This is a genomic window from Streptococcus sp. FSL W8-0197, from assembly GCF_037963785.1.
Taxonomy (GTDB): Bacteria; Bacillota; Bacilli; order Lactobacillales; family Streptococcaceae; genus Streptococcus; species Streptococcus oralis_CQ.
The window spans coordinates 1,064,682-1,085,336 of sequence record NZ_CP150168.1 but is presented as its reverse complement, the minus strand read 5'-3'; the positions used below and the strand labels follow the sequence as shown (position 1 = coordinate 1,085,336).

25 protein-coding genes and 4 pseudogenes are annotated in these 20,655 nt (G+C 37.8%); 24 read left to right on the top strand and 5 right to left on the bottom strand.

The genetic code is table 11. The features are described 5' to 3' along the window. Positions 1–53: 53 nt before the first annotated feature. Positions 54–236: a 4-oxalocrotonate tautomerase gene (locus NYE79_RS05530; RefSeq protein WP_001117401.1), complete on the bottom strand. Its 183-nt coding sequence runs from the start codon at positions 234–236 to the stop codon at positions 54–56. 122 nt (positions 237–358) lie between these two features. Here NYE79_RS05530 and NYE79_RS05525 point away from each other — a divergent pair, with 122 nt between their 5' ends. From NYE79_RS05525 to msr(D), 14 genes are all read left to right on the top strand, one after another. Beyond that, positions 359–958 carry a thymidine kinase gene (locus NYE79_RS05525; protein ID WP_000068124.1) on the top strand — a complete coding sequence of 200 codons (600 nt, stop codon included), beginning with the start codon at positions 359–361 and terminating at the stop codon, positions 956–958. Then, positions 948–1,427 carry a GNAT family N-acetyltransferase gene (locus NYE79_RS05520; protein ID WP_000151346.1) on the top strand — a complete coding sequence of 160 codons (480 nt, stop codon included), beginning with the start codon at positions 948–950 and terminating at the stop codon, positions 1,425–1,427. The genes NYE79_RS05525 and NYE79_RS05520 overlap by 11 nt, the downstream gene beginning before the upstream one ends. A 9-nt stretch (positions 1,428–1,436) precedes the next feature. Then, positions 1,437–2,516, top strand: coding sequence for a peptide chain release factor 1 (prfA, locus tag NYE79_RS05515; protein ID WP_001028830.1), 1,080 nt, complete (start codon positions 1,437–1,439; stop codon positions 2,514–2,516). Next, positions 2,516–3,352, top strand: coding sequence for a peptide chain release factor N(5)-glutamine methyltransferase (prmC, locus tag NYE79_RS05510; protein ID WP_125826112.1), 837 nt, complete (start codon positions 2,516–2,518; stop codon positions 3,350–3,352). The genes prfA and prmC overlap by 1 nt, the downstream gene beginning before the upstream one ends. Further along, complete coding sequence (locus NYE79_RS05505) at positions 3,336–3,938, top strand: L-threonylcarbamoyladenylate synthase (protein ID WP_216728381.1); 603 nt, start codon at positions 3,336–3,338, stop codon at positions 3,936–3,938. The genes prmC and NYE79_RS05505 overlap by 17 nt, the downstream gene beginning before the upstream one ends. Position 3,939: 1 nt before the next feature. Beyond that, positions 3,940–4,371 carry a GNAT family N-acetyltransferase gene (locus NYE79_RS05500; protein ID WP_216728380.1) on the top strand — a complete coding sequence of 144 codons (432 nt, stop codon included), beginning with the start codon at positions 3,940–3,942 and terminating at the stop codon, positions 4,369–4,371. Positions 4,372–4,431: 60 nt separating this feature from the next. Beyond that, entirely contained in the window at positions 4,432–5,688 is a 1,257-nt protein-coding gene (gene glyA, locus NYE79_RS05495) for a serine hydroxymethyltransferase (RefSeq protein ID WP_339293594.1), read from the top strand. 7 nt (positions 5,689–5,695) lie between these two features. Continuing rightward, positions 5,696–6,670 (top strand): nucleoid-associated protein, encoded by a 975-nt coding sequence (locus NYE79_RS05490; protein ID WP_339293593.1) that lies wholly within the window; start codon positions 5,696–5,698, stop codon positions 6,668–6,670. Next, positions 6,670–7,272, top strand: a complete 603-nt coding sequence (locus NYE79_RS05485; RefSeq protein ID WP_339293592.1) for a lysozyme family protein — start codon at positions 6,670–6,672, stop codon at positions 7,270–7,272. The genes NYE79_RS05490 and NYE79_RS05485 overlap by 1 nt, the downstream gene beginning before the upstream one ends. Before the next feature lie 87 nt (positions 7,273–7,359). Beyond that, a complete protein-coding gene (locus NYE79_RS05480; protein WP_339293591.1) occupies positions 7,360–8,334 on the top strand; it encodes a DUF1002 domain-containing protein in 975 nt (324 codons plus the stop codon). Between the two features lie 74 nt (positions 8,335–8,408). Then, the gene (gene rlmD / locus NYE79_RS05475) at positions 8,409–9,764 is read left to right on the top strand and encodes a 23S rRNA (uracil(1939)-C(5))-methyltransferase RlmD (RefSeq protein ID WP_339293590.1); all 1,356 of its coding nucleotides are present in this window, start codon (positions 8,409–8,411) and stop codon (positions 9,762–9,764) included. 514 nt (positions 9,765–10,278) lie between these two features. Next, positions 10,279–10,449, top strand: a complete 171-nt coding sequence (locus NYE79_RS05470; protein WP_000873143.1) for a hypothetical protein — start codon at positions 10,279–10,281, stop codon at positions 10,447–10,449. Positions 10,450–10,834: 385 nt separating this feature from the next. After that, the gene (gene mef(A), locus NYE79_RS05465) at positions 10,835–12,052 is read left to right on the top strand and encodes a macrolide efflux MFS transporter Mef(A) (protein ID WP_339293589.1); all 1,218 of its coding nucleotides are present in this window, start codon (positions 10,835–10,837) and stop codon (positions 12,050–12,052) included. 119 nt (positions 12,053–12,171) lie between these two features. Then, entirely contained in the window at positions 12,172–13,635 is a 1,464-nt protein-coding gene (msr(D), locus tag NYE79_RS05460) for an ABC-F type ribosomal protection protein Msr(D) (protein WP_000420313.1), read from the top strand. Positions 13,636–13,752: 117 nt separating this feature from the next. Here msr(D) and NYE79_RS05455 read toward each other — a convergent pair whose 3' ends face one another. From NYE79_RS05455 to NYE79_RS05440, 4 genes and pseudogenes are all read right to left on the bottom strand, one after another. Next, complete coding sequence (locus NYE79_RS05455) at positions 13,753–14,052, bottom strand: DUF5960 family protein (protein WP_001072467.1); 300 nt, start codon at positions 14,050–14,052, stop codon at positions 13,753–13,755. Continuing rightward, positions 14,039–14,407: a hypothetical protein gene (locus NYE79_RS05450; protein WP_000567222.1), complete on the bottom strand. Its 369-nt coding sequence runs from the start codon at positions 14,405–14,407 to the stop codon at positions 14,039–14,041. The genes NYE79_RS05455 and NYE79_RS05450 overlap by 14 nt, the downstream gene beginning before the upstream one ends. A 12-nt stretch (positions 14,408–14,419) precedes the next feature. After that, positions 14,420–14,755, bottom strand: coding sequence for a hypothetical protein (locus NYE79_RS05445; protein ID WP_000806926.1), 336 nt, complete (start codon positions 14,753–14,755; stop codon positions 14,420–14,422). Continuing rightward, a pseudogene (locus NYE79_RS05440) lies at positions 14,752–14,928 on the bottom strand (DNA polymerase); the annotation flags it as partial. The pseudogene NYE79_RS05440 and the gene NYE79_RS05445, both read right to left, overlap by 4 nt. Here NYE79_RS05440 and NYE79_RS05435 point away from each other — a divergent pair. From NYE79_RS05435 to NYE79_RS05390, 10 genes and pseudogenes are all read left to right on the top strand, one after another. After that, positions 14,923–15,360, top strand: a pseudogene (locus NYE79_RS05435) (zinc ribbon domain-containing protein); the annotation flags it as partial. The pseudogenes NYE79_RS05440 and NYE79_RS05435 sit on opposite strands and share 6 nt — an antisense overlap. Before the next feature lie 134 nt (positions 15,361–15,494). Next, positions 15,495–16,382, top strand: a complete 888-nt coding sequence (locus tag NYE79_RS05430) for a nucleotidyltransferase (RefSeq protein WP_001270697.1) — start codon at positions 15,495–15,497, stop codon at positions 16,380–16,382. 5 nt (positions 16,383–16,387) lie between these two features. Next, a complete protein-coding gene (locus tag NYE79_RS05425) occupies positions 16,388–16,972 on the top strand; it encodes a hypothetical protein (protein WP_001005371.1) in 585 nt (194 codons plus the stop codon). A gap of 234 nt (positions 16,973–17,206) precedes the next feature. After that, a pseudogene (locus NYE79_RS05420) lies at positions 17,207–17,278 on the top strand (competence protein TfoX); the annotation flags it as partial. Between the two features lie 27 nt (positions 17,279–17,305). After that, entirely contained in the window at positions 17,306–17,923 is a 618-nt protein-coding gene (locus tag NYE79_RS05415) for an RpiB/LacA/LacB family sugar-phosphate isomerase (RefSeq protein WP_049502575.1), read from the top strand. A gap of 203 nt (positions 17,924–18,126) precedes the next feature. Continuing rightward, positions 18,127–18,933 carry an alpha/beta hydrolase gene (locus NYE79_RS05410; RefSeq protein WP_339293588.1) on the top strand — a complete coding sequence of 269 codons (807 nt, stop codon included), beginning with the start codon at positions 18,127–18,129 and terminating at the stop codon, positions 18,931–18,933. 11 nt (positions 18,934–18,944) lie between these two features. Continuing rightward, the gene (locus tag NYE79_RS05405; protein WP_101799999.1) at positions 18,945–19,073 is read left to right on the top strand and encodes an ADP-ribosylglycohydrolase; all 129 of its coding nucleotides are present in this window, start codon (positions 18,945–18,947) and stop codon (positions 19,071–19,073) included. Between the two features lie 75 nt (positions 19,074–19,148). Further along, positions 19,149–19,559, top strand: a complete 411-nt coding sequence (locus tag NYE79_RS05400) for a hypothetical protein (RefSeq protein ID WP_042902292.1) — start codon at positions 19,149–19,151, stop codon at positions 19,557–19,559. Positions 19,560–19,893: 334 nt separating this feature from the next. Beyond that, a complete protein-coding gene (locus NYE79_RS05395) occupies positions 19,894–20,511 on the top strand; it encodes an SAP domain-containing protein (RefSeq protein ID WP_251464170.1) in 618 nt (205 codons plus the stop codon). Positions 20,512–20,537: 26 nt separating this feature from the next. Continuing rightward, positions 20,538–20,634: pseudogene (locus tag NYE79_RS05390) on the top strand (hydrolase); the annotation flags it as partial. Between the last annotated feature and the right edge of the window lie 21 nt (positions 20,635–20,655).

The window sequence follows — 20,655 nt, the reverse complement described above, 5'->3', positions numbered from 1 at the left end:
AATGGATGCTACTTGGAGATTGAAAAAGCCTAAGCAATTCTGCTTAAGCTGGATTATTTGGTGCGCATTTCCCCTTGAGGGAAGTAGGTTCCTTCTGGCATGTCGTTGATGATGACATGAACGGCTGATTGAGGGGCTCCAGTGTTGCGGACAACAGCTTCCGTTACTTCCTTAGCAAGAGCTTTCTTTTGCTCGAGCGTTCGACCTTCAAATAAATCGATGCGTACAAATGGCATAGTAGCTTCCTCCACTAGTTTTTGATTTCTTCTATTTTACCACATTTTGCCGTTTAAAGCTTCAGAAAATTATGATATACTAGAATGTAGCAAAAATTTAGAAATGGACGTAAAATAGAAGCATGGCACAGTTGTATTATCGTTATGGGACCATGAACTCTGGTAAGACGATTGAGATTCTCAAGGTGGCCTATAACTACGAGGAGCAAGGAAAGGGAGTTGTGATTATGACTTCGGCTCTGGATACGCGTGACGGTGTTGGCTATGTGTCGAGCCGAATCGGCATGAAACGCCCAGCCATTGCGATTGAGGAAACGACGGATATCTTCGGCTATATCCGAGACTTACCTGAGAAACCATACTGTGTGCTAGTCGATGAGGCTCAATTTCTCAAGCGTCACCATGTTTACGACCTAGCTCGTGTTGTTGATGAGTTAGACATACCTGTCATGGCTTTTGGTTTGAAGAATGACTTTCGCAATGAATTGTTCGAAGGTTCAAAATACCTCTTGCTCTTAGCAGACAAGATTGACGAAATCAAGACCATCTGTCAGTATTGTAAGAAAAAGGCGACCATGGTGTTGCGCACGCACGATGGTGTACCAGTCTATGATGGCGAACAAATTCAGATCGGTGGAAATGAAACCTATATCTCAGTCTGCCGTAAACATTATTTTGCGCCAATGATAGTATCTAATAAGGAGCAAAACTATGACAATTGAACTAAGAGATGTTACAATGGGAAATTATTTTGATGTTTTGAATTTGGATGTCAAGGAATATCAAAAACAATTCATTGCAACCAACGCAATTAGTTTAGCTGAAGCATATGTCTATACTAAAAATGGAGATTTTGTAGCTCCATTGGCAGTTTATGATAATAATGCAATTATAGGTTTTGTGATGATAGCTTATGATAAAAAGATCGGAATTAGTAGTAAAAATTATTTACTATTTCGTTTTATGATTGATAAGAATTTTCAAAATCAAGGATATTTTAAACCAATTATGGATAAAGTGCTGGACTATGTTCGGACAGCGCCAGCAGGTTTAGGCAATAAACTTTGGTTGTCTTATGATCCAGAAAATGAACATGCAAGATCTTGTTACCTCAGTTATGGATTTAAAGAAACTGGGGAAATATTTGAGAACGAAGTAGTAGCAAACTATGATTTAACAATTGAGAAATAAGGAGAAAAAATGAACATCTATGATCAACTACAAACTGTAGAAGACCGTTATGAAGAATTAGGAGAATTGCTGAGTGACCCTGATGTCGTTTCAGACACCAAGCGTTTCATGGAGCTTTCAAAAGAAGAGGCTTCAACTCGTGATACGGTAACAGCATACCGTGAGTACAAACAAGTTCTTCAAAACATCGTTGATGCCGAAGAGATGATTAAAGAATCAGGCGGAGATGCGGACTTGGAAGAAATGGCCAAGCAAGAGCTGAAAGATGCCAAGGCTGAAAAAGAAGAATACGAAGAAAAATTGAAAATCTTGCTGCTTCCAAAGGATCCAAACGATGATAAGAACATCATCCTTGAAATCCGTGGAGCAGCTGGTGGAGATGAAGCAGCACTTTTCGCTGGAGACCTTCTAACCATGTACCAAAAGTATGCGGAAGCACAAGGCTGGCGCTTTGAAGTCATGGAAGCCTCTATGAACGGTGTCGGTGGTTTCAAGGAAGTGGTTGCTATGGTTTCTGGTCAGTCTGTATACTCTAAACTCAAGTATGAGTCTGGTGCCCACCGTGTGCAACGTGTCCCTGTGACAGAAAGCCAAGGTCGTGTACACACTTCAACTGCGACAGTTCTTGTTATGCCTGAAGTCGAAGAAGTAGAATACGATATTGATCCAAAAGACCTTCGTGTTGATATCTACCACGCATCTGGTGCTGGTGGACAGAACGTCAACAAGGTTGCGACTGCCGTGCGTATCGTTCACTTGCCAACCAATATCAAGGTTGAGATGCAGGAAGAACGTACCCAGCAGAAGAACCGTGAGAAGGCCATGAAAATCATTCGTGCGCGTGTTGCTGACCATTTTGCTCAGATTGCTCAAGATGAACAAGACGCTGAACGTAAGTCTACTATCGGTACTGGTGACCGTTCAGAACGTATCCGTACTTATAATTTCCCTCAAAACCGTGTCACAGACCACCGTATCGGCTTGACCCTCCAAAAACTAGATACGATTTTATCTGGTAAATTGGATGAAGTTGTGGATGCTTTGGTTCTTTATGACCAAACACAAAAATTAGAAGAATTAAACAAATAATGAAATTAGCTCAATTATTTTCAGATTTTGAAGAAGCGTTGATAAGAGAAGGAGAGGAACCAGAAAGCCTCTCTTTTGTCTATCGTAGCTTAAAAAATCTCGCTTTTACGGACTTTGTTTTTGCTCTTCAACAAGAGGTAACAGAGGATGAAAAACAATTTGTAGAAGAAATTTACCAGCAGTTAGCGGTTCACAAACCAGCTCAGTATATCATTGGTCACGCAGATTTCTTTGGAATGCAGTTAAAAGTGGATGAGCGGGTTTTGATTCCTCGTCCAGAAACAGAAGAGTTGGTGGAACTTATCCTAGCTGAAAATCCTGAGGAAAATCTTAAGGTCCTAGATATCGGGACTGGAAGTGGAGCCATAGCTCTTGGATTAGCTAAAAACAGACCAAATTGGTCAGTGACAGCAGCAGATATTTCCCAAGACGCTTTGAAGCTTGCATCAGAGAATGCTAGAAATCAAAATCTTAATATGTTTTTTAAAAAATCTGATTGTTTTGCAGAAATTTCTGAAAAATATGATATAATTGTATCCAATCCACCCTATATCTCTCGTGAAGATGAGTCAGAGGTTGGTTTGAATGTTTTGCATTCAGAACCTCATCTAGCTCTCTTTGCAGACGAGGATGGTCTAGCTATTTACCGCAGAATTGCGGAAGATGCAAAAGACTATCTCACAGATGGTGGTAAGATTTACCTTGAAATTGGATACAAGCAAGGTCAAAGTGTTCCTGCGCTTTTTAGGAAACATCTTCCTGAAAAACGGGTACGAACACTCAAGGACCAGTTTGGTCAAGATAGGATGGTTGTAGTTGATGATGGACAGGATTAGACAAGAGTTGGAAAAAGGCGGAGCTGTTGTTTTGCCTACAGAGACAGTTTATGGTCTCTTTGCTAAGGCCTTAGACGAAAAAGCTGTCGACCATGTTTACCAACTCAAACGTCGTCCTAGAGATAAGGCACTCAATCTTAATGTCGCTTCTCTAGAGGACATCTTGCACTTTTCAAAGAATCAGCCAACTTATCTACAAAAGCTTGTAGAGGTCTTTTTACCGGGTCCCTTGACCATTATCCTCGAAGCCAATGACCGAGTTCCCTATTGGGTCAACTCTGGTCTTGCAACTGTCGGATTTCGGATGCCGAGTCACCCCATTACACTTGATTTGATTCGAGAGACAGGACCCTTGATTGGGCCGTCTGCCAATATTTCGGGTCAGGCGAGTGGAGTGACCTTTTCTCAAATTCTAGAGGATTTTGACCAAGAGGTTTTGGGGCTGGAGGACGACGCTTTTCTAACTGGACAGGATTCGACTATTTTGGATTTGTCTGGAGACAAGGTGAAAATCTTACGCCAAGGGGCGATTAAGCGAGAAGATATTCTTGCACAGTTGCCAGAGATTTCTTTTGAGGAGGAATGAGATGCTAAGAGATTTGCAAGAAACAGATGTGAATGCTATATGTGAGATTAACCAAGAGGCTTTGGGCTATTCTTTTAGTCCAGAGGACACAGCTAGTCAACTAGCTAAATTATCTCAGGATTCCCATCATTTCCTACTTGGTTATGAGGATGCAGTTAGTCGTATCCTGCTTGGATATGTCCATGCTGAAGTTTATGAATCCCTCTATTCCAAAGCAGGATTTAATATTTTAGGCTTAGCGGTTTTGCCTCAAGCACAAGGACGAGGTATCGGTAAAAGCTTACTGCAAGGGTTGGATCAAGAAGCAAAAAGACGGGGTTATGGGTTTATCCGCTTAAACTCTGCTGATCATCGTCTGGGAGCTCATGCATTTTATGAAAAAGTTGGTTATACTTGTGATAAAGTGCAGAAACGGTTTATTCGCATCTTTTAGTTTATTTTCTAATTGTAAAAACAAACTAAAGGACCAGTCACACTATAAAGGAGAAGACCTATGATTTTTGACAAAGACGATTTTAAAGCATACGATGCTGATCTCTGGAATGCTATTGCCAAAGAAGAAGAACGCCAACAAAACAATATCGAGTTGATTGCTTCGGAAAACGTGGTTTCCAAGGCTGTTATGGCAGCTCAAGGGTCTATCTTGACGAATAAATACGCTGAAGGTTACCCAGGACGTCGTTATTATGGTGGAACTGATGTAGTAGACGTGGTAGAAACTCTAGCTATTGAACGTGCAAAAGAAATTTTCGGAGCTAAATTCGCCAATGTCCAACCTCACTCAGGAAGCCAAGCCAACTGTGCAGCATATATGGCTTTGATTGAGCCTGGTGACACTGTAATGGGAATGGATTTGGCAGCAGGTGGACACTTGACCCACGGAGCTCCAGTTAGCTTCTCTGGTCAAACCTACAACTTTGTTTCTTACAGTGTCGATCCTGAAACGGAACTCTTGAACTTTGATGCTATCTTGAAACAAGCCCAAGAAGTAAAACCAAAACTAATCGTAGCGGGTGCTTCAGCCTATTCTCAAATTATCGACTTCTCAAAATTCCGTGAAATCGCAGATGCTGTTGGGGCTAAGCTCATGGTCGATATGGCCCATATCGCTGGTTTGGTTGCAGCTGGACTCCATCCAAGCCCAGTGCCATACGCTCATATCACTACAACAACGACCCACAAAACTCTTCGTGGACCGCGTGGTGGTTTGATTTTGACAAATGATGAGGACTTAGCTAAGAAAATCAACTCAGCTATTTTCCCTGGTATTCAGGGTGGTCCTTTGGAGCATGTTGTGGCGGCTAAGGCGGTTTCCTTCAAAGAAGTTTTGGACCCAGCCTTCAAGGAATATGCTGCTAATGTCATCAAAAACAGCAAAGCTATGGTTGAAGTCTTCTTGCAAGACCCTGATTTCCGTATCATTTCTGGGGGGACTGAAAACCACCTATTCTTAGTGGATGTGACTAAGGTTGTTGAAAACGGAAAAGTGGCTCAAAACTTGCTGGATGAAGTTAATATTACCCTAAATAAAAATTCAATCCCTTACGAAACTTTGTCACCATTCAAGACAAGTGGAATTCGTATCGGAGCAGCAGCCATCACTGCACGTGGATTTGGTGAAGAAGAAAGCCGTAAAGTAGCTGAACTCATCATTAAAACCCTTAAGAATGCAGAAAATGAAGCTGTCTTAGAAGAAGTGAGAAGTGAAGTCAAAGCGTTGACAGATGCCTTCCCACTATACGAGGACTAATACTTTTATGGACATTTATATTAAGAAAGCTATTATCCATCAGTTCAGCCCAGATGATACTGAGTTGTTCCTAGCGGATAAATTTCTCAATATCACTCCAGAAATCGAAGAATACCTGCGCAAAAAAATCGAACGTGTGTATTCAGATGAAGCCAAGACTGGGATTTTCGAAAAAGAAAATCCCTTCTTCAATCACATCACAGATGATTTATTGGAGACATCAGTAACACTGGCTAATCTCTGGAAAGAGGAGTTTAGCATTTCTGAAAACCTCAAGACTAATGACTTGGTTTTTGTGCAATTTTCTAAAGAAGGTGTTGAACATTTTGCTTTCTTGCGAATTGCCCTGCGTGAGACCTTGACCCACCTTGGTGGAGAAGTTGATAACCCAATCAAGCTGACTCAGAATAACCTACCTGGATTTGGAACGGGGGCTGATGAGGCTTTGGTGGTTAATCTTCAAAGTCGCAAGTACCATCTCATCGAAAAACGCATCAAGTATAATGGGACTTTCTTGAATTATTTTTCAGAAAATCTCCTAGCTGTTGTTCCCAAGATTTCACCAAAGAAATCCATCAAGGAATTGGAAAAAACGGCTCAGAGAATTGCAGAGTCCTTTAACACAGATGATTTTCAATTTCAATCCAAGGTCAAATCAGCGATTTTCAACAATCTGGAAGAAAGTAATGAACTGTCTCCTGAGAAATTGGCTAACGACCTTTTTGATAACAATCTGACAGCTCGTTTGAGCTTTATCGACCAAGTCAAGGAAGCCGTACCAGAACCAGTCCAGTTTGATGAAATTGATGCCAGTCGCCAGCTCAAGAAATTTGAAAACCAAAAACTCTCCTTGTCAAATGGAATTGAACTCATCGTTCCAAATAATGTTTACCAAGACGCAGAATCGGTCGAGTTTATCCAAAATGACAATGGAACCTATTCTATCTTAATCAAAAATATCGAGGATATTCAAAGTAAATAATGTTTAAATTTATAAGAAGAGTGCTTGTGCTAGCAGTCTTCCTTTTCGCAGGATACAAAGCTTACCATATCCATCAGGATGTTAAACAAGTCATGACCTACCAACCTATGGTTCGGGAAATCCTCAGTGAAAGAGATACTCCAGCTAATGAAGAGTTGGTGCTCGCCATGATTTATACCGAAACGAAGGGTAAAGAGCGGGATGTCATGCAGTCTAGTGAGTCTGCAAGTGGTTCAACCAACACTATCAATGATAATGCCTCTAGTATTCGCCAAGGGGTACAGACACTAACAGATAACCTCTATTTGGCACAGAGCAAAGGAGTAGATGTCTGGACCGCCGTTCAAGCCTATAATTTTGGGCCTGCCTATATCGACTTTATCGCTCAGAATGGTAAGGAAAATACTTTGGCCCTAGCCAAGCGTTACTCCCGAGAAACGGTCGCTCCAATCCTAGGTAATACTACAGGGAAGACCTACACCTACATCAACCCAATTTCTATCTTTCATGGTGCAGAACTCTATGAAAATGGTGGAAATTATTACTACTCGAGACAGGTTCGCTTTAATCTCTATATCATGAAATTCTTTAATTTCTTCTAAACATCTGGTTTGACCAGGTGTTTTTTCACTATAAGTTTTCTTTAAGATTGTTTTATTACCCTAGAAAGGTAAAGGAGGGAATACCCCATGAGAAAGAAATTCTTTCTAACAAGTGCTGCAATATTGTGGGCCACAACAGCTATGACGAGTGTCCACGCAGCAACCGATGTTCAAAAAGTAATCGATGAAACCTATGTTCAACCAGAATACGTTCTAGGTTCTTCTCTATCTGAAGACCAAAAAAATCAAACTCTTAGCAAACTTGGCTATGACGCATCAAAAGACACCAAAGATATCAAAACTATGACACCTGATATCTATTCGAAAATTATGAATGTGGCTAATGATGCTAGTCTACAGCTCTATTCGTCAGCGAAGATTCAAAAGCTAGGTGACAAGTCACCTCTAGAAGTCAAGATTGAAACGCCTGAAAATATCACCAAGGTGACGCAGGATATGTACCGTAACGCAGCAGTGACGCTGGGAGTGGAGCATGCAAAAATCACAGTTGCAGCTCCTATACCAGTTACAGGTGAGAGCGCCCTAGCAGGGATTTACTATTCGTTAGAGGCCAATGGTGCCAAAGTACCGCAAGCCAATAAAGACTTGGCCCAAGAGGAGCTAAAAGCCTTATCCGATATTAATGCTGAAAACAAGGACAAATCAGGCTACGATGCCAATAAACTCAATGTCGCTTTGGCAGATATCAAGGCAGGAATCGCAAAAGCAAAAGAAGCCAAAGGTAATCTGACAGAAGAAGATGTTCGCAAAATTGTAGAAGACACACTAAAAAACTACAAACTCGATCAGGTTATAACAGGAAACCAGGTCAATATCATTATCAATTTTGCCCTCAATCTCTCAAAGAGTGACATTTTGAACAATGCTGATTTCACTAAAACCCTAAATGACCTCAAGGAAAGCATTGTCTCTCAAGCTGGAGATAGCTTTAAAAATATCAACCTCAACTTTGATGCCAATAAAGCGCTAGAAGACGGGGGCAACTTCTTTAGCTCCCTTTGGCAAGCCATTGTCAACTTCTTCAAGAGTTTTGGTGCTTAGGTCATTTCATGATATAATAGATGGTAACAGAAATGTTGCCGTCTTTTTTTGTCGGCCGATAGAAAGTGAAAAATATGCTAAAGAAAAATGATATTGTAGAAGTTGAAATTGTTGATTTGACTCATGAAGGTGCAGGGGTTGCTAAGGTAGATGGTTTGGTTTTCTTTGTAGAAAATGCTTTACCAACTGAGAAAATCCTTATGCGTGTCCTTAAAATCAATAAAAAGATTGGCTATGGAAAAGTTGAAGAATACCTTACTTACTCTCCACATCGTAACCAAGACCTTGACCTAGCTTATCTACGCTCAGGTATCGCTGATTTAGGGCATCTTGCCTATCCAGAGCAGCTCAAGTTTAAAACCAAGCAAGTCAAGGATAGTCTTTACAAGATTGCAGGAATTTCGGATGTAGAAGTTGCTGAAACACTTGGTATGGTGAATCCTGTTAAGTATCGAAATAAGGCACAGGTGCCCGTTCGTCGAGTGAATGGTATCTTGGAAACTGGCTTTTTCCGTAAGAATTCGCATGACCTCATGCCTCTTGAAGATTTCTTTATTCAGGATCCTGTCATTGACCAAGTTGTGGTAGTTCTACGCGATTTGCTTCGTCGTTTTGATTTAAAACCATATGACGAACAGGAACAGTCTGGCTTGATTCGGAACCTTGTGGTGCGTCGAGGTCATTATTTAGGACAAATCATGGTGATTTTAGTAACAACTCGTCCGAAAGTTTTTCGTGTCGACCAATTGATTGAACAAGTCATCAAGCAGTTCCCAGAGATTGTGTCTGTCATGCAAAATATCAACGACCAGAATACCAATGCGATTTTTGGTAAGGAGTGGAAGACTCTTTATGGTCAAGACTATATTACCGACCAAATGTTGGGGAATGACTTCCAAATCGCTGGACCAGCCTTCTACCAAGTTAATACTCAAATGGCAGAGAAACTCTATCAAACAGCCATTGACTTTGCGGAGTTAAAAGAAGATGACGTGGTTATTGATGCTTATTCAGGTATCGGAACGATTGGATTGTCCGTTGCCAAACATGTCAAGGAAGTCTACGGTGTTGAAGTGATTCCAGAAGCGGTTGAGAACAGCCAGAAAAATGCCCAACTGAACCATATTTCAAACGCCCACTATGTCTGTGATACAGCCGAAAATGCTATGAAGAATTGGCTTAAAGATGGAATTCAGCCAACCGTTATCTTGGTTGATCCTCCACGCAAGGGCTTAACCGAAAGCTTTATCAAGGCAAGTAGTCAAACAGGAGCAGACCGCATCGCCTATATCTCCTGTAATGTTGCGACCATGGCGCGTGATATCAAACTCTACCAAGAATTGGGATATGAGTTGAAGAAAGTCCAGCCGGTTGACTTATTTCCGCAAACGCATCATGTTGAGGCGGTAAGTTTGCTAGTCAAGGAGTAAAACGACGAAGATTAGCATTTACTTCCGCCCATGCGATAGCTGTCCGTGATTGACAAGTGCTAGCACGCAGACAGAACGGAGATAGCGAACCGCTGAGTGTGTCGCTCTGCTCGTAAAAGCTTAGAAACCTTTGAACGAAAGGGATAATGAAAGCCTTGATTGCAAGGCTTTTTGCTTTATGGTGGGTAAGTATCAGAGTGAGAAAATTTTTGGAATGAGTAGAAGTGATAGCTAGAAATTATCAGTTTCTATTTCCATTTACCCTGTGGGTACGTGTTTGTTTCCATTGACAAGGAGTTTGTGGGAATAGAAATGTACCCACCTTGTTTGAATCAAGTGAAGTGTAGTTGAAGGAAATCTGTTGAAAGCAATACTTCATTTTACCGAATAAGTAATAATTTAGGCAACTTCAAATCGATTAAAAAAAACTATTTTAAAGGTTAAGAGTAGACAAAAATTGTCCACTCTTTTTTGCAAACTCAATTTATCAATAAATGAAATGAGGGAATGTAAAATGAAATATTTTGAGGTTGAGTTAGAAAATCCTGATGAATTTTTAAAACTACAAACAGAAGATTTTGTGAAAGCTAATCGCTTGCTACTAAGGAAGATAATCCAGAGCGTTACAGTCTATGAAGAAAACTTCGTCATATCCTTTAAATCTGGCATCGAATTGGAAGTATGAGTCTCATTCCATAACTTTTATATTGAACATATCATCTTGTTGTGTTATACTATAAATTGATATAAACAAAGATGTAGGAGGAACCGAAACTATGACAGCCTCAATGCGTTTAAGATAAGCTGGCAATAAAAAAAGCAGAATCTATACCCGATGATAGGCTTTTTTGTTGTGCTTATTTATACGATATTGAGCATTCATTAGTTACGGTGAGGATATTGGTTATTTAACTATACCTTTATTTAACTATGTCTTTAATATGAATGTTTCCAAATTGTATGTATGCAGACCAAAAGCCACATTGTGGGGTTTGGCCTGCATTTTTTATTGCCTAGAATGCTATTCAAAATAGAAATTCAAGCAAAATAATATGCAGGAGATAATATAAATGGAAAAATACAACAATTGGAAACGAAAATTTTATGCAATATGGGCAGGGCAAGCAGTATCATTAATCACTAGTGCCATCCTGCAAATGGCGATTATTTTTTACCTTACAGAAAAAACAGGATCTGCGATGGTCTTGTCTATGGCTTCATTAGTAGGTTTTTTACCCTATGCGATTTTGGGACCTGCCATTGGTGTGCTAGTGGATCGTCATGATAGGAAGAAGATAATGATTGGTGCCGATTTAATTATCGCAGCAGCTGGTGCAGTGCTTGCTATTGTTGCATTCTGTATGGAGCTACCTGTCTGGATGATTATGATAGTATTGTTTATCCGTAGCATTGGAACAGCTTTTCATACCCCAGCACTCAATGCGGTTACACCACTTTTAGTACCAGAAGAACAGCTAACGAAATGCGCAGGCTATAGTCAGTCTTTGCAGTCTATAAGCTATATTGTTAGTCCGGCAGTTGCAGCACTCTTATACTCCGTTTGGGATTTAAATGCTAATATTGCCATCGACGTATTGGGTGCTGTGATTGCATCTATTACGGTAGCAATTGTACGTATACCTAAGCTGGGTAATCAAGTGCAAAGTTTAGAACCAAATTTCATAAGGGAGATGAAAGAAGGAGTTGTGGTTCTGAGACAAAACAAAGGATTGTTTGCCTTATTACTCTTAGGAACACTATATACTTTTGTTTATATGCCAATCAATGCACTATTTCCTTTAATAAGCATGGAACACTTTAATGGAACGCCTGTGCATATTTCTATTACGGAAATTTCCTTTGCATTTGGGATGCTAGCAGGAGGCTTATTATTAGGAAGATTAGGGGGCTTCGAAAAGCATGTATTACTAATAACAAGTTCATTTTTTATAATGGGGACCAGTTTAGCCGTTTCGGGAATACTTCCTCCAAATGGATTTGTAATATTCGTAGTTTGCTGTGCAATAATGGGGCTTTCGGTGCCATTTTATAGCGGTGTGCAAACAGCTCTTTTTCAGGAGAAAATTAAGCCTGAATATTTAGGACGTGTATTTTCTTTGATCGGAAGTATCATGTCACTTGCTATGCCAATTGGGTTAATTCTTTCTGGATTCTTTGCTGATAAAATCGGTGTAAATCATTGGTTTTTACTATCAGGTATTTTAATTATTGGCATTGCTATAGTTTGCCAAATGATAACTGAGGTTAGAAAATTAGATTTAAAATAAACAATATTGGAGGAATATTTATGTATCTTATTTTCATGTAACTCTTCCTGCTAAAATCGCAGGGTTTTCCCTGCATACAAGCAAATGAAAGCATGCGATTATAGACAGGAGGAAATGTTATGGAATTAATATTAAAAGCAAAAGACATTCGTGTGGAATTCAAAGGACGCGATGTTTTAGATATAAATGAATTAGAAGTATATGATTATGACCGTATTGGTTTAGTAGGAGCAAATGGTGCTGGAAAAAGCACTTTACTCAGGGTACTTTTAGGAGAATTAACTCCCCCAGGATGTAAAATGAATCGTCTGGGTGAACTTGCCTATATTCCCCAGTTGGACGAAGTAACTCTGCAGGAGGAAAAAGATTTTGCACTTGTAGGCAAGCTAGGTGTTGAGCAATTAAATATACAGACTATGAGCGGTGGTGAAGAAACAAGGCTTAAAATAGCACAGGCCTTATCGGCACAGGTTCATGGTATTTTAGCGGATGAACCTACGAGCCATTTAGACCGTGAAGGAATTGATTTTCTAATAGGACAGCTAAAATATTTTACAGGTGCACTGTTAGTTATTAGCCATGACCGCTATTTTCTTGATGAAATAGTAGATAAAATATGGGAACTGAAAGATGGCAAAATCACTGAGTATTGGGGAAACTATTCTGATTATCTTCGTCAGAAAGAGGAAGAACGTAAGAGCCAAGCTGCAGAATACGAACAATTTATTGCGGAACGTGCCCGATTGGAAAGGGCTGCGGAGGAAAAGCGAAAACAGGCTCGTAAAATAGAACAGAAGGCAAAAGGTTCTTCAAAGAAAAAAAGTACTGAAGACGGAGGGCGTTTAGCTCATCAAAAATCAATAGGAAGTAAGGAAAAAAAGATGTATAATGCTGCTAAAACCCTAGAGCACAGGATTGCGGCCTTAGGAAAAGTAGAAGCTCCGGAAGGCATTCGCAGAATTCGTTTCAGGCAAAGTAAAGCATTGGAGCTCCATAATCCATACCCTATAGTCGGTGCAGAAATTAATAAAGTATTTGGGGATAAGGCTCTGTTTGAAAATGCATCTTTTCAAATTCCGTTAGGAGCAAAAGTGGCGTTAACTGGTGGTAATGGAATCGGAAAAACAACTTTAATCCAAATGATCTTAAACCATGAAGAAGGAATTTCTATTTCGCCTAAGGCAAAAATAGGTTACTTTGCACAGAATGGTTACAAGTACAACAGTAATCAGAATGTTATGGAGTTTATGCAGAAGGATTGTGACTACAATATATCAGAAATTCGTTCAGTGCTAGCATCTATGGGGTTCAAACAGAACGATATTGGAAAAAGTTTATCTGTTTTAAGCGGTGGAGAAATTATAAAATTGTTGCTTGCTAAAATGCTCATGGGTAGATATAACATCCTAATAATGGATGAACCCAGTAACTTCCTTGACATACCAAGTTTAGAGGCTTTGGAAATACTAATGAAGGAGTACACCGGAACTATCGTGTTTATCACCCACGATAAACGATTACTCGAAAATGTAGCAGATGTAGTTTATGAAATTAGAGATAAGAAAATAAATCTGAAACATTAAATTTAAGGTAGTCGCTGGTCAGTATAGTCTGTTCTGGTTGGCGACTCCATTGTTAAAGAGTATAAAGACTTTAGATTTTATGAATATTAAAAATAGGAACAGTCAATTGAACTGCTCCTATTTTTCTGCTAAATATATTGTAGTTTTCTTATATGTATAATGATAGATTAGCGGATTCTCATCTACGGTACTTACTTCAAATATGAAGAAGTGATCGCGGTTATCTCTGGACTTTTCCTTATTGAGGACAAAGTAATTCTTACGTGAAGTCGCCATTGTTTTTAGGATATCATCAGTTAGGAAGGTCAATGGAATATTCATGTTAGAGTAGCGGTAGAAGTCACGTTCAAAATCTTGGTAGCTCTCGCTATAATAGTCCATTTGTAGGTGATTACGCTGAAACTCAAGCTGATTCATAGAGCACCTCCTCGACAAGTTCAATACTAATAATGTCTTTTAATTTCAAATTGATGTGACCTGTTGTAGTTTTTATCAAAATGAAATCTTTGGTCAGACTTGGTATTGTTCCAGTGTAGGAAACACGCTTGTTTTTTTCAATCACTTGAATGCGTGTGCGTAGCTGCCCGGCGTATACTTGACTGAGGAGTAATAATTTCTTCTCTAGTGATAAGTCAGACATGTACGTTACTTTGTTTGTATCATCAGAGAGTGCTGATGCATGTTCAGATAGGAAAAAGCCCATCCATTTTTGCATCTTTGTATCCTGGTACTCTCTTGCTGATTGAAATGGTAAATATGAACGGTCAATCATATCAAATCCTTTCTATGCAGAGGCAAGGGTATTTTTATCAAATTGAATCGTAAAACCTTGAATTCCCCCACCTGTGTAACATTCTTTAAAGCGATTGATTACCTCAGTATAGATTATCACAGATGAGCTTGTTGGCTTAATGCTAAATGTAAATTCCAATGGTAATCGGTTTTCAGATTTAGCATGTACTAGTCGTATCGATATTTCAGTTGTTTTGAGTTTTCTCTGACGAAGTTTTGAAGTTGCTGTTTCAACGATTCCATGTAAAAATCTTTCAAGCATTTCAATATCATTACATCCTTTGCTACGGATTTCTGAAAATTGTACTGTATTTTTTTCTTGTTTCATTTTAATCCCTCCAATCCACCCGCGGAATGACCACCGATAAGTTTACTGCGTTCAATATTTCTGGAACCTTCAGTTAGGACGGTTCCTTTTTGTATGGCTAAAAAACCAAACTGTTCTCTGACAACATCAATAGCTGTCTGAAGTCTATTTTCTTTTTCAATTTCTTCTACATCATGCAAAATGAGGACAACCCTTTTACTACCAAGGTGTTCTGTGCAGAATGCGGTTCAGCTTTTGGACGTAAGAACTGGACGACCAGTCGTGGCAAACGTAAAGTTTGGCAGTGTAACAACCGTTATAAGGTAAAGGGACAGATTGGTTGTCAGAATAACCATATCGATGAGGGAACACTAGAGAAAGCTGTAATGATGGCAGTTAAACTACTGAGTGAGAATATGGATTTGTTGCATGGAAAGTGGAATAAGATCTTGGAAGAAAACCAGTTATTAGAAAAGCATTACAGTGTGTTACTGGCTGAATTGATAAATAAGGAGTGTTGGGAATATGATTCCTTTGAGATGTGTCAGGTACTAGATAGTATTTTGATTTCGGAGGATGGACAGATAACCGTTAGATTTTTGGAAGGAACAGAAGTTGATTTATAAGGCTGTAGGCATAGTATAGTTCACTATGTTTGCAGCCTTTTTTCTTGTTTAGTGGTATAATTATATGTAGGATTTTTTTAATATCGGTTACTTTTTATGAATTAACCAAAAAACTAAAATGGAGTTGTTTTATAATGAGATATTCTGAAGAAGCATTACAATCATGGATTAAGCCGTTATCTGCCACTGAAGAAACACGGGTTGAAAATACTATTGGAATGATTAAAGATGCAATAGAAAGGAGTGGGCTCTCTTCAAAGTATGAATATGAAATTTTTGCCCAAGGTTCTTATGCAAATAATACGAATGTAAAGAAAAATAGCGACATTGATATCTGTATCATGGTGAAATCTTTATTTTATTGTGAGTATGTAGATGGGTTATCGGACCTAGACTATAATTACTCTAGTAGCAGCACCAATGCTAATGTATTTAAAAACGAAGTGATTAAAGCGTTAATTTCAAAATTTGGTGCAGAATCAGTTTCTATTGGCAATAAGTGTATCAATATTAATTCTAACTCATATCACGTAAATGCAGATGTAGTCCCATGTTTTCAATATCGAAATTATAGATATATTGGTAGCAGGTCATCTGAAAAATTTGTTGAAGGCATCAAATTTTTTACCTCAAACGGAAATTATGAAGTAATTAATTATCCTAAAGTTCATATACAAAATGGTATCTCTAAGAATAAATCTACTCACTATAAATATAAATATTTAGTTAGGATTATGAAGCATATTAAGAACGAGATGCAGGAGCTAGGATTGACAAACGAACGCATTTCTTCATATTTGATAGAATGTTTGGTCTGGAATATACCTGAACAGATGTTTTTCAATAGTAATAGCTACACAGGGTTGTTACAGCAAGCGTTATATTACATAGTGTCTCAAGTGAATTTAAATTGGGTTGAAGTAAGTGGAATGTATTACCTTTTTCGTTCAGAGCAGAAATGGAATTTACAGGATACAAAAACTTTTTTAGTTAGAATGATTGAATTTTTGGATTATAAATAAAACTTATGAATGAACAGCAGAAAAAATTTTTGAATATTACAATATGGGTTTTTGCAATTTGCTTGTTATTAAGATTGTTAATAAGTGGCCAAGAGATTGCAGTGAATCTTAAATCTGATATTTTGGCATTGGTATATTCAGCCATTGGGTATATTGGTGAAGCTATATCAGTTACAGCAATTATTATGGCTATTTTTGAAAAAACAGCATGGCGGTGGCCATTACTATCTAAGATTCATAATGTTCCAATTTTATTTGCGAATTATGTAGGTAGTTTCAAGACGGACTATGATCAGAATGAAAGAAATTGTGAACTTACTATTGAACAGTCATTTACGACTATTAAAGTTAAGTTTAAAACGGGTGAAAGTTCGAGCCATAGCATTACAGCATCAATTATCAATGATAATGGAACACAAAAATTAATTTATACATATTTAAATAGCCCAAGGGCTGAATTGCAAAGTCCTATACATTATGGGACGGTAATTCTTGATATTGATAATCCAAATCAACTAGAAGGAAATTATTATACTAATCGAGGAACCAAAGGTTCAATGAGTTTTGAGATAAACAACCCTTCTCGCTAGTTGGATTTGTAAAGATTTAAATAAAGAAAGAAGAACTAACTATCGGAAACTTGGCATAGATGTAACAATACTGTATATTAACGAAGCCGTAAATACTCGCATTAGTTACGTTTAATAGTTTAATACGGATATTCAGCAGCTTTGATTTCGTTTCACAGTATAGGTAGTAACCGTCAAGACATGTGGAGGCGGTAGTTTTGATGTCAAAAGTTGCAACCAGTGAATAAATGAAGTGTAGAAAATAAAGGCTTGTTCAATTCAATATATAATGAATTACCGGCACCCAAACCAAAGAAAAAGAAATAATTAAATTAGAAGTTGAAGGGGGGAAGAATGAGAATCGGAGTTATTCAAGCAAGTTCGCAAGCGACCAAAAATCAAATAATCTATGATGCTGTATTAAAGTATGCTCCAAAGAAATCTGAGGTTATAAATTTTGGCTGTACGATGGAAGAAAATGAAAAATACTCGTATATAGAAATTTCTATTCTTATAGGTATCTTGTTGGCAAGTAGGACAGTTGATTTCGTTGTTACGGGCTGTTCTTCCGGACAAGGAATGATGCTTGCTTGTAATAGTATGCCTGATGTCATTTGCGGATATGCACCTACACCGAATGATGCCTATTTATTTGCTCAGATTAATAATGGAAATGCGATATCATTACCATTAGGTGAAAATTATACATGGTCAGGTACTGAAAATCTTGAAAGAACAATAGAAGCTCTTTTCTCGAAGCCATTTGGACAAGGATACCCCAAAAGTGAGGCAGAGAGAAAGGTAAGAGATGCTGAGAAACTTAAAGAAATAAGAAGAATCGGGCAGGTTCAGTTTGAAGAATTCGCAAATGTACTAGATATATCATTGTTTGAATCAATCAAGAGGAAACAGAATGTAATTCAGAATGTAAAGGCGTATGGGAAGAAAGAAATAGCTGATTTAATGAAATGAGTAAATCACAGTTTGTCGGGGTAATACCTTTTAACGATAACCTTATGCTATCGTCAAAAGGTTTATAGACATGTTCCCACATACATGTTCACTTGGCATACATAGTGTTCACTCGTTTTATGTCGAGTGTGTGGTACTGCTTTTAAGAGCTGATTGAACAAGGAAAATTAGCTAGTGAAAGTCCTACAGTAAGGAGTTTAAACATGAAATTCCATGAATTTGGTAATAAGAATTTGCCTCCTATTTTACTGATACATGGTGGTGGAAGTTCTTGGTGGAATTATCTTCGTCAAGCACGAATCTTGTCAGAAGAATACCGTATTATTCTACCCACTTTGAATGGCCACGGCGAGGAATATCAACTTGATTATGTTTCTACTGAAGATTCTGCTTTGGAGATTCTAGACTATATCAAAGCAAACTGTGGTGGGAAATTGTTTGCAATCGGTGGTGTTTCACTTGGTGGTCAAATTGCCATAGAGCTTTTGTCTTTAGACAGTGAAATTGCTGAGAAGGCCATCATAGATGGAAGCCTCTGTATTCCTCAACCAAGGTTAGCTAAAATCAGCATCTTTCTAGTGTCTCTATTTGGTAAACTGATGTTCAATAAATTCTCTTGCAAACTTCAGTTAAGCATGATGAACAAGCTCTATCCTAAACTGGCTTATCCAGAGGAAATAAAAGCTTATTATTTGGAGGATTTGCCAAGGACGCCTATCAAAACATTGGTGACCATTTACAAAAACTATATGGGATGTTACAAGTTGAAAGATATGATTTCTGCTAGCAAGGCTCAGGTTCTGTATATCTATGGTGAAAAAGAATTGAACTGTGTGAAAGAATCAGCGAAATTATTTCATCAGCTACATTCAAATACAATTTTGTATGAAGCAAAGGGCTATAACCACGGCTATTTATCAGCTTACCTGCCTTATGAGTGGATTGATTTGGTGGTGCCATTTTTAAAGAGTGACTCATTAGAAATGTGTAACGAATCTGATATGCAATAAGGAGGAAACGGATGCTCGGAGTAATTGTTGGAGACATTGTAGGTTCTGTTTACGAATGGAACAATATCAAAACGAAGGATTTTCCTTTATTTAGGAAAGACTGCTTTTTTACAGATGATACGATAAGTCCGAACCGCTGAATGTGTAAGCTTGTTAGTGAAACATTTTTAATATTCATAAGATTTAAAGTTGATTACAAAAAAGGAAGTATTATCATGGGAATATTCGATGATTTTGAGTACAAAGAAAACTACCAAGATGAAGAAAAAGTAATTGAAGTACTTAAAAAGATTTTAAGAGCAATTCATTTAAATAATTATAGAGATATTATGGATTGTGTTGATGGTTCGGAAGTTGATGATGTAAGAGATTTACTTGAATATATTAACGATTCATTACACTTAAATGATTTTGATAAAATTGATGAATATGGTGTAGATTGTAATTTCCATCCGAATTATGAGTACTCCCAACTACAAGTTTATGAATTTAATGATCAAACTGGCTTTGTTGTTGAATATGAGATGACCTCCGATTCTGAATTAGTAGATTTAACCCTACAATTAGAATTTTTATACAATAATGATGGTTACAAAATAACTTCTATAGATGTCGACCCTAGATAAACAACACTTAATTATCTTCGTTATATGATAAATGCGTATATTAAGGCTAGATAATTTGATTGTAAGTTGCTTAAAATATCGGTTAGTTTTTCAAATATTGGGAGAATGAAAGATGTATCTATTGGAATCGTGCCAAAATGATCATTCTAAAGATTTTGTCGTGTTTGATTCTTTAGAAGATGGAAAAGACTTTGTTTCTCACTGATGATACAGTAAGTTCGAACCGCTGAGTGTGTGAGTTTGTTAGTGAAACGTTGCTAATCCTCAAAATAAAGAAACAAAAATACCATTATTTAGAAATGAAAACCTAAACTGTTTTTAAGGAGGTGTTATATTGATAGAGAGCAGACCTGAGTTTGATAAAATCATATCCTTTGATGAATTTAATAAATACTATTGGTATCGTGATGAACTTTCACAGATATGTAAATCATTAGGGCTTGAAAATAGAGGTACAAAACAAGAACTCAATGATATTATTAAGCAGTACTTCAATGGGAATTTGATTAAAAAATCATCAGTAAAAAGGAAAAAGAAGCGAGTAGAAGTTCTTACCTTAGATACGCCCTTACTTGAGTGCGGATTCTCCTTTAATGCACACTTTAGAGAATATTTCTCAACTTTAACAGGTGTTTCCCCCTTTAAATTTACTGCTGATATGGCCACTGCTTGGAGAAAAGTGAAAAAAGAACATGATTTGAGTTTTACAATCCAAGATATGCTAAAAGTTTATTATGGAGATTCAGACTATGCCAAGTATGATCATTCGGTTTGTCAATGGAATCAATTTTTGAAGGATTTCTGTTCAGACGAAAATAGTGGCAACTACTCGAATAAACTAAAAGTAGCTTCTATTCTTTGGAAAGAAGTTAGAAATTCAAAAAATGAAAAAATTTATTCAAAAAATCTTTTGACCGAATATGCTGATAGAATAAACGAGTATTGTAAGTAGAAACGCCATCTCACTTGGTGGCATAGGCAGCTTATGGTATTCCTTATTGGATAAAGGATAAAGCTTATTCTGATTTGGATGAATCCTTAAAGGTGATGGGAAAATAGAATAAAATTATATTAATCTCCGGTACGTCTGATTTCT

Excerpts from the sequence above, each read along its gene's own strand:
- NYE79_RS05530 (WP_001117401.1), bottom strand. The coding sequence starts at position 236 with ATGCCATTTGTACGCATCGATTTATTTGAAGGTCGAACGCTCGAGCAA.
- NYE79_RS05525 (WP_000068124.1), top strand. The coding sequence starts at position 359 with ATGGCACAGTTGTATTATCGTTATGGGACCATGAACTCTGGTAAGACG.
- NYE79_RS05520 (WP_000151346.1), top strand. The coding sequence starts at position 948 with ATGACAATTGAACTAAGAGATGTTACAATGGGAAATTATTTTGATGTT.
- prfA (WP_001028830.1), top strand. The coding sequence starts at position 1,437 with ATGAACATCTATGATCAACTACAAACTGTAGAAGACCGTTATGAAGAA.
- prmC (WP_125826112.1), top strand. The coding sequence starts at position 2,516 with ATGAAATTAGCTCAATTATTTTCAGATTTTGAAGAAGCGTTGATAAGA.
- NYE79_RS05505 (WP_216728381.1), top strand. The coding sequence starts at position 3,336 with ATGATGGACAGGATTAGACAAGAGTTGGAAAAAGGCGGAGCTGTTGTT.
- NYE79_RS05500 (WP_216728380.1), top strand. The coding sequence starts at position 3,940 with ATGCTAAGAGATTTGCAAGAAACAGATGTGAATGCTATATGTGAGATT.
- glyA (WP_339293594.1), top strand. The coding sequence starts at position 4,432 with ATGATTTTTGACAAAGACGATTTTAAAGCATACGATGCTGATCTCTGG.
- NYE79_RS05490 (WP_339293593.1), top strand. The coding sequence starts at position 5,696 with ATGGACATTTATATTAAGAAAGCTATTATCCATCAGTTCAGCCCAGAT.
- NYE79_RS05485 (WP_339293592.1), top strand. The coding sequence starts at position 6,670 with ATGTTTAAATTTATAAGAAGAGTGCTTGTGCTAGCAGTCTTCCTTTTC.
- NYE79_RS05480 (WP_339293591.1), top strand. The coding sequence starts at position 7,360 with ATGAGAAAGAAATTCTTTCTAACAAGTGCTGCAATATTGTGGGCCACA.
- rlmD (WP_339293590.1), top strand. The coding sequence starts at position 8,409 with ATGCTAAAGAAAAATGATATTGTAGAAGTTGAAATTGTTGATTTGACT.
- NYE79_RS05470 (WP_000873143.1), top strand. The coding sequence starts at position 10,279 with ATGAAATATTTTGAGGTTGAGTTAGAAAATCCTGATGAATTTTTAAAA.
- NYE79_RS05455 (WP_001072467.1), bottom strand. The coding sequence starts at position 14,052 with ATGAATCAGCTTGAGTTTCAGCGTAATCACCTACAAATGGACTATTAT.
- NYE79_RS05450 (WP_000567222.1), bottom strand. The coding sequence starts at position 14,407 with ATGATTGACCGTTCATATTTACCATTTCAATCAGCAAGAGAGTACCAG.
- NYE79_RS05445 (WP_000806926.1), bottom strand. The coding sequence starts at position 14,755 with ATGAAACAAGAAAAAAATACAGTACAATTTTCAGAAATCCGTAGCAAA.
- NYE79_RS05430 (WP_001270697.1), top strand. The coding sequence starts at position 15,495 with ATGAGATATTCTGAAGAAGCATTACAATCATGGATTAAGCCGTTATCT.
- NYE79_RS05425 (WP_001005371.1), top strand. The coding sequence starts at position 16,388 with ATGAATGAACAGCAGAAAAAATTTTTGAATATTACAATATGGGTTTTT.
- NYE79_RS05415 (WP_049502575.1), top strand. The coding sequence starts at position 17,306 with ATGAGAATCGGAGTTATTCAAGCAAGTTCGCAAGCGACCAAAAATCAA.
- NYE79_RS05410 (WP_339293588.1), top strand. The coding sequence starts at position 18,127 with ATGAAATTCCATGAATTTGGTAATAAGAATTTGCCTCCTATTTTACTG.
- NYE79_RS05405 (WP_101799999.1), top strand. The coding sequence starts at position 18,945 with ATGCTCGGAGTAATTGTTGGAGACATTGTAGGTTCTGTTTACGAATGG.
- NYE79_RS05400 (WP_042902292.1), top strand. The coding sequence starts at position 19,149 with ATGGGAATATTCGATGATTTTGAGTACAAAGAAAACTACCAAGATGAA.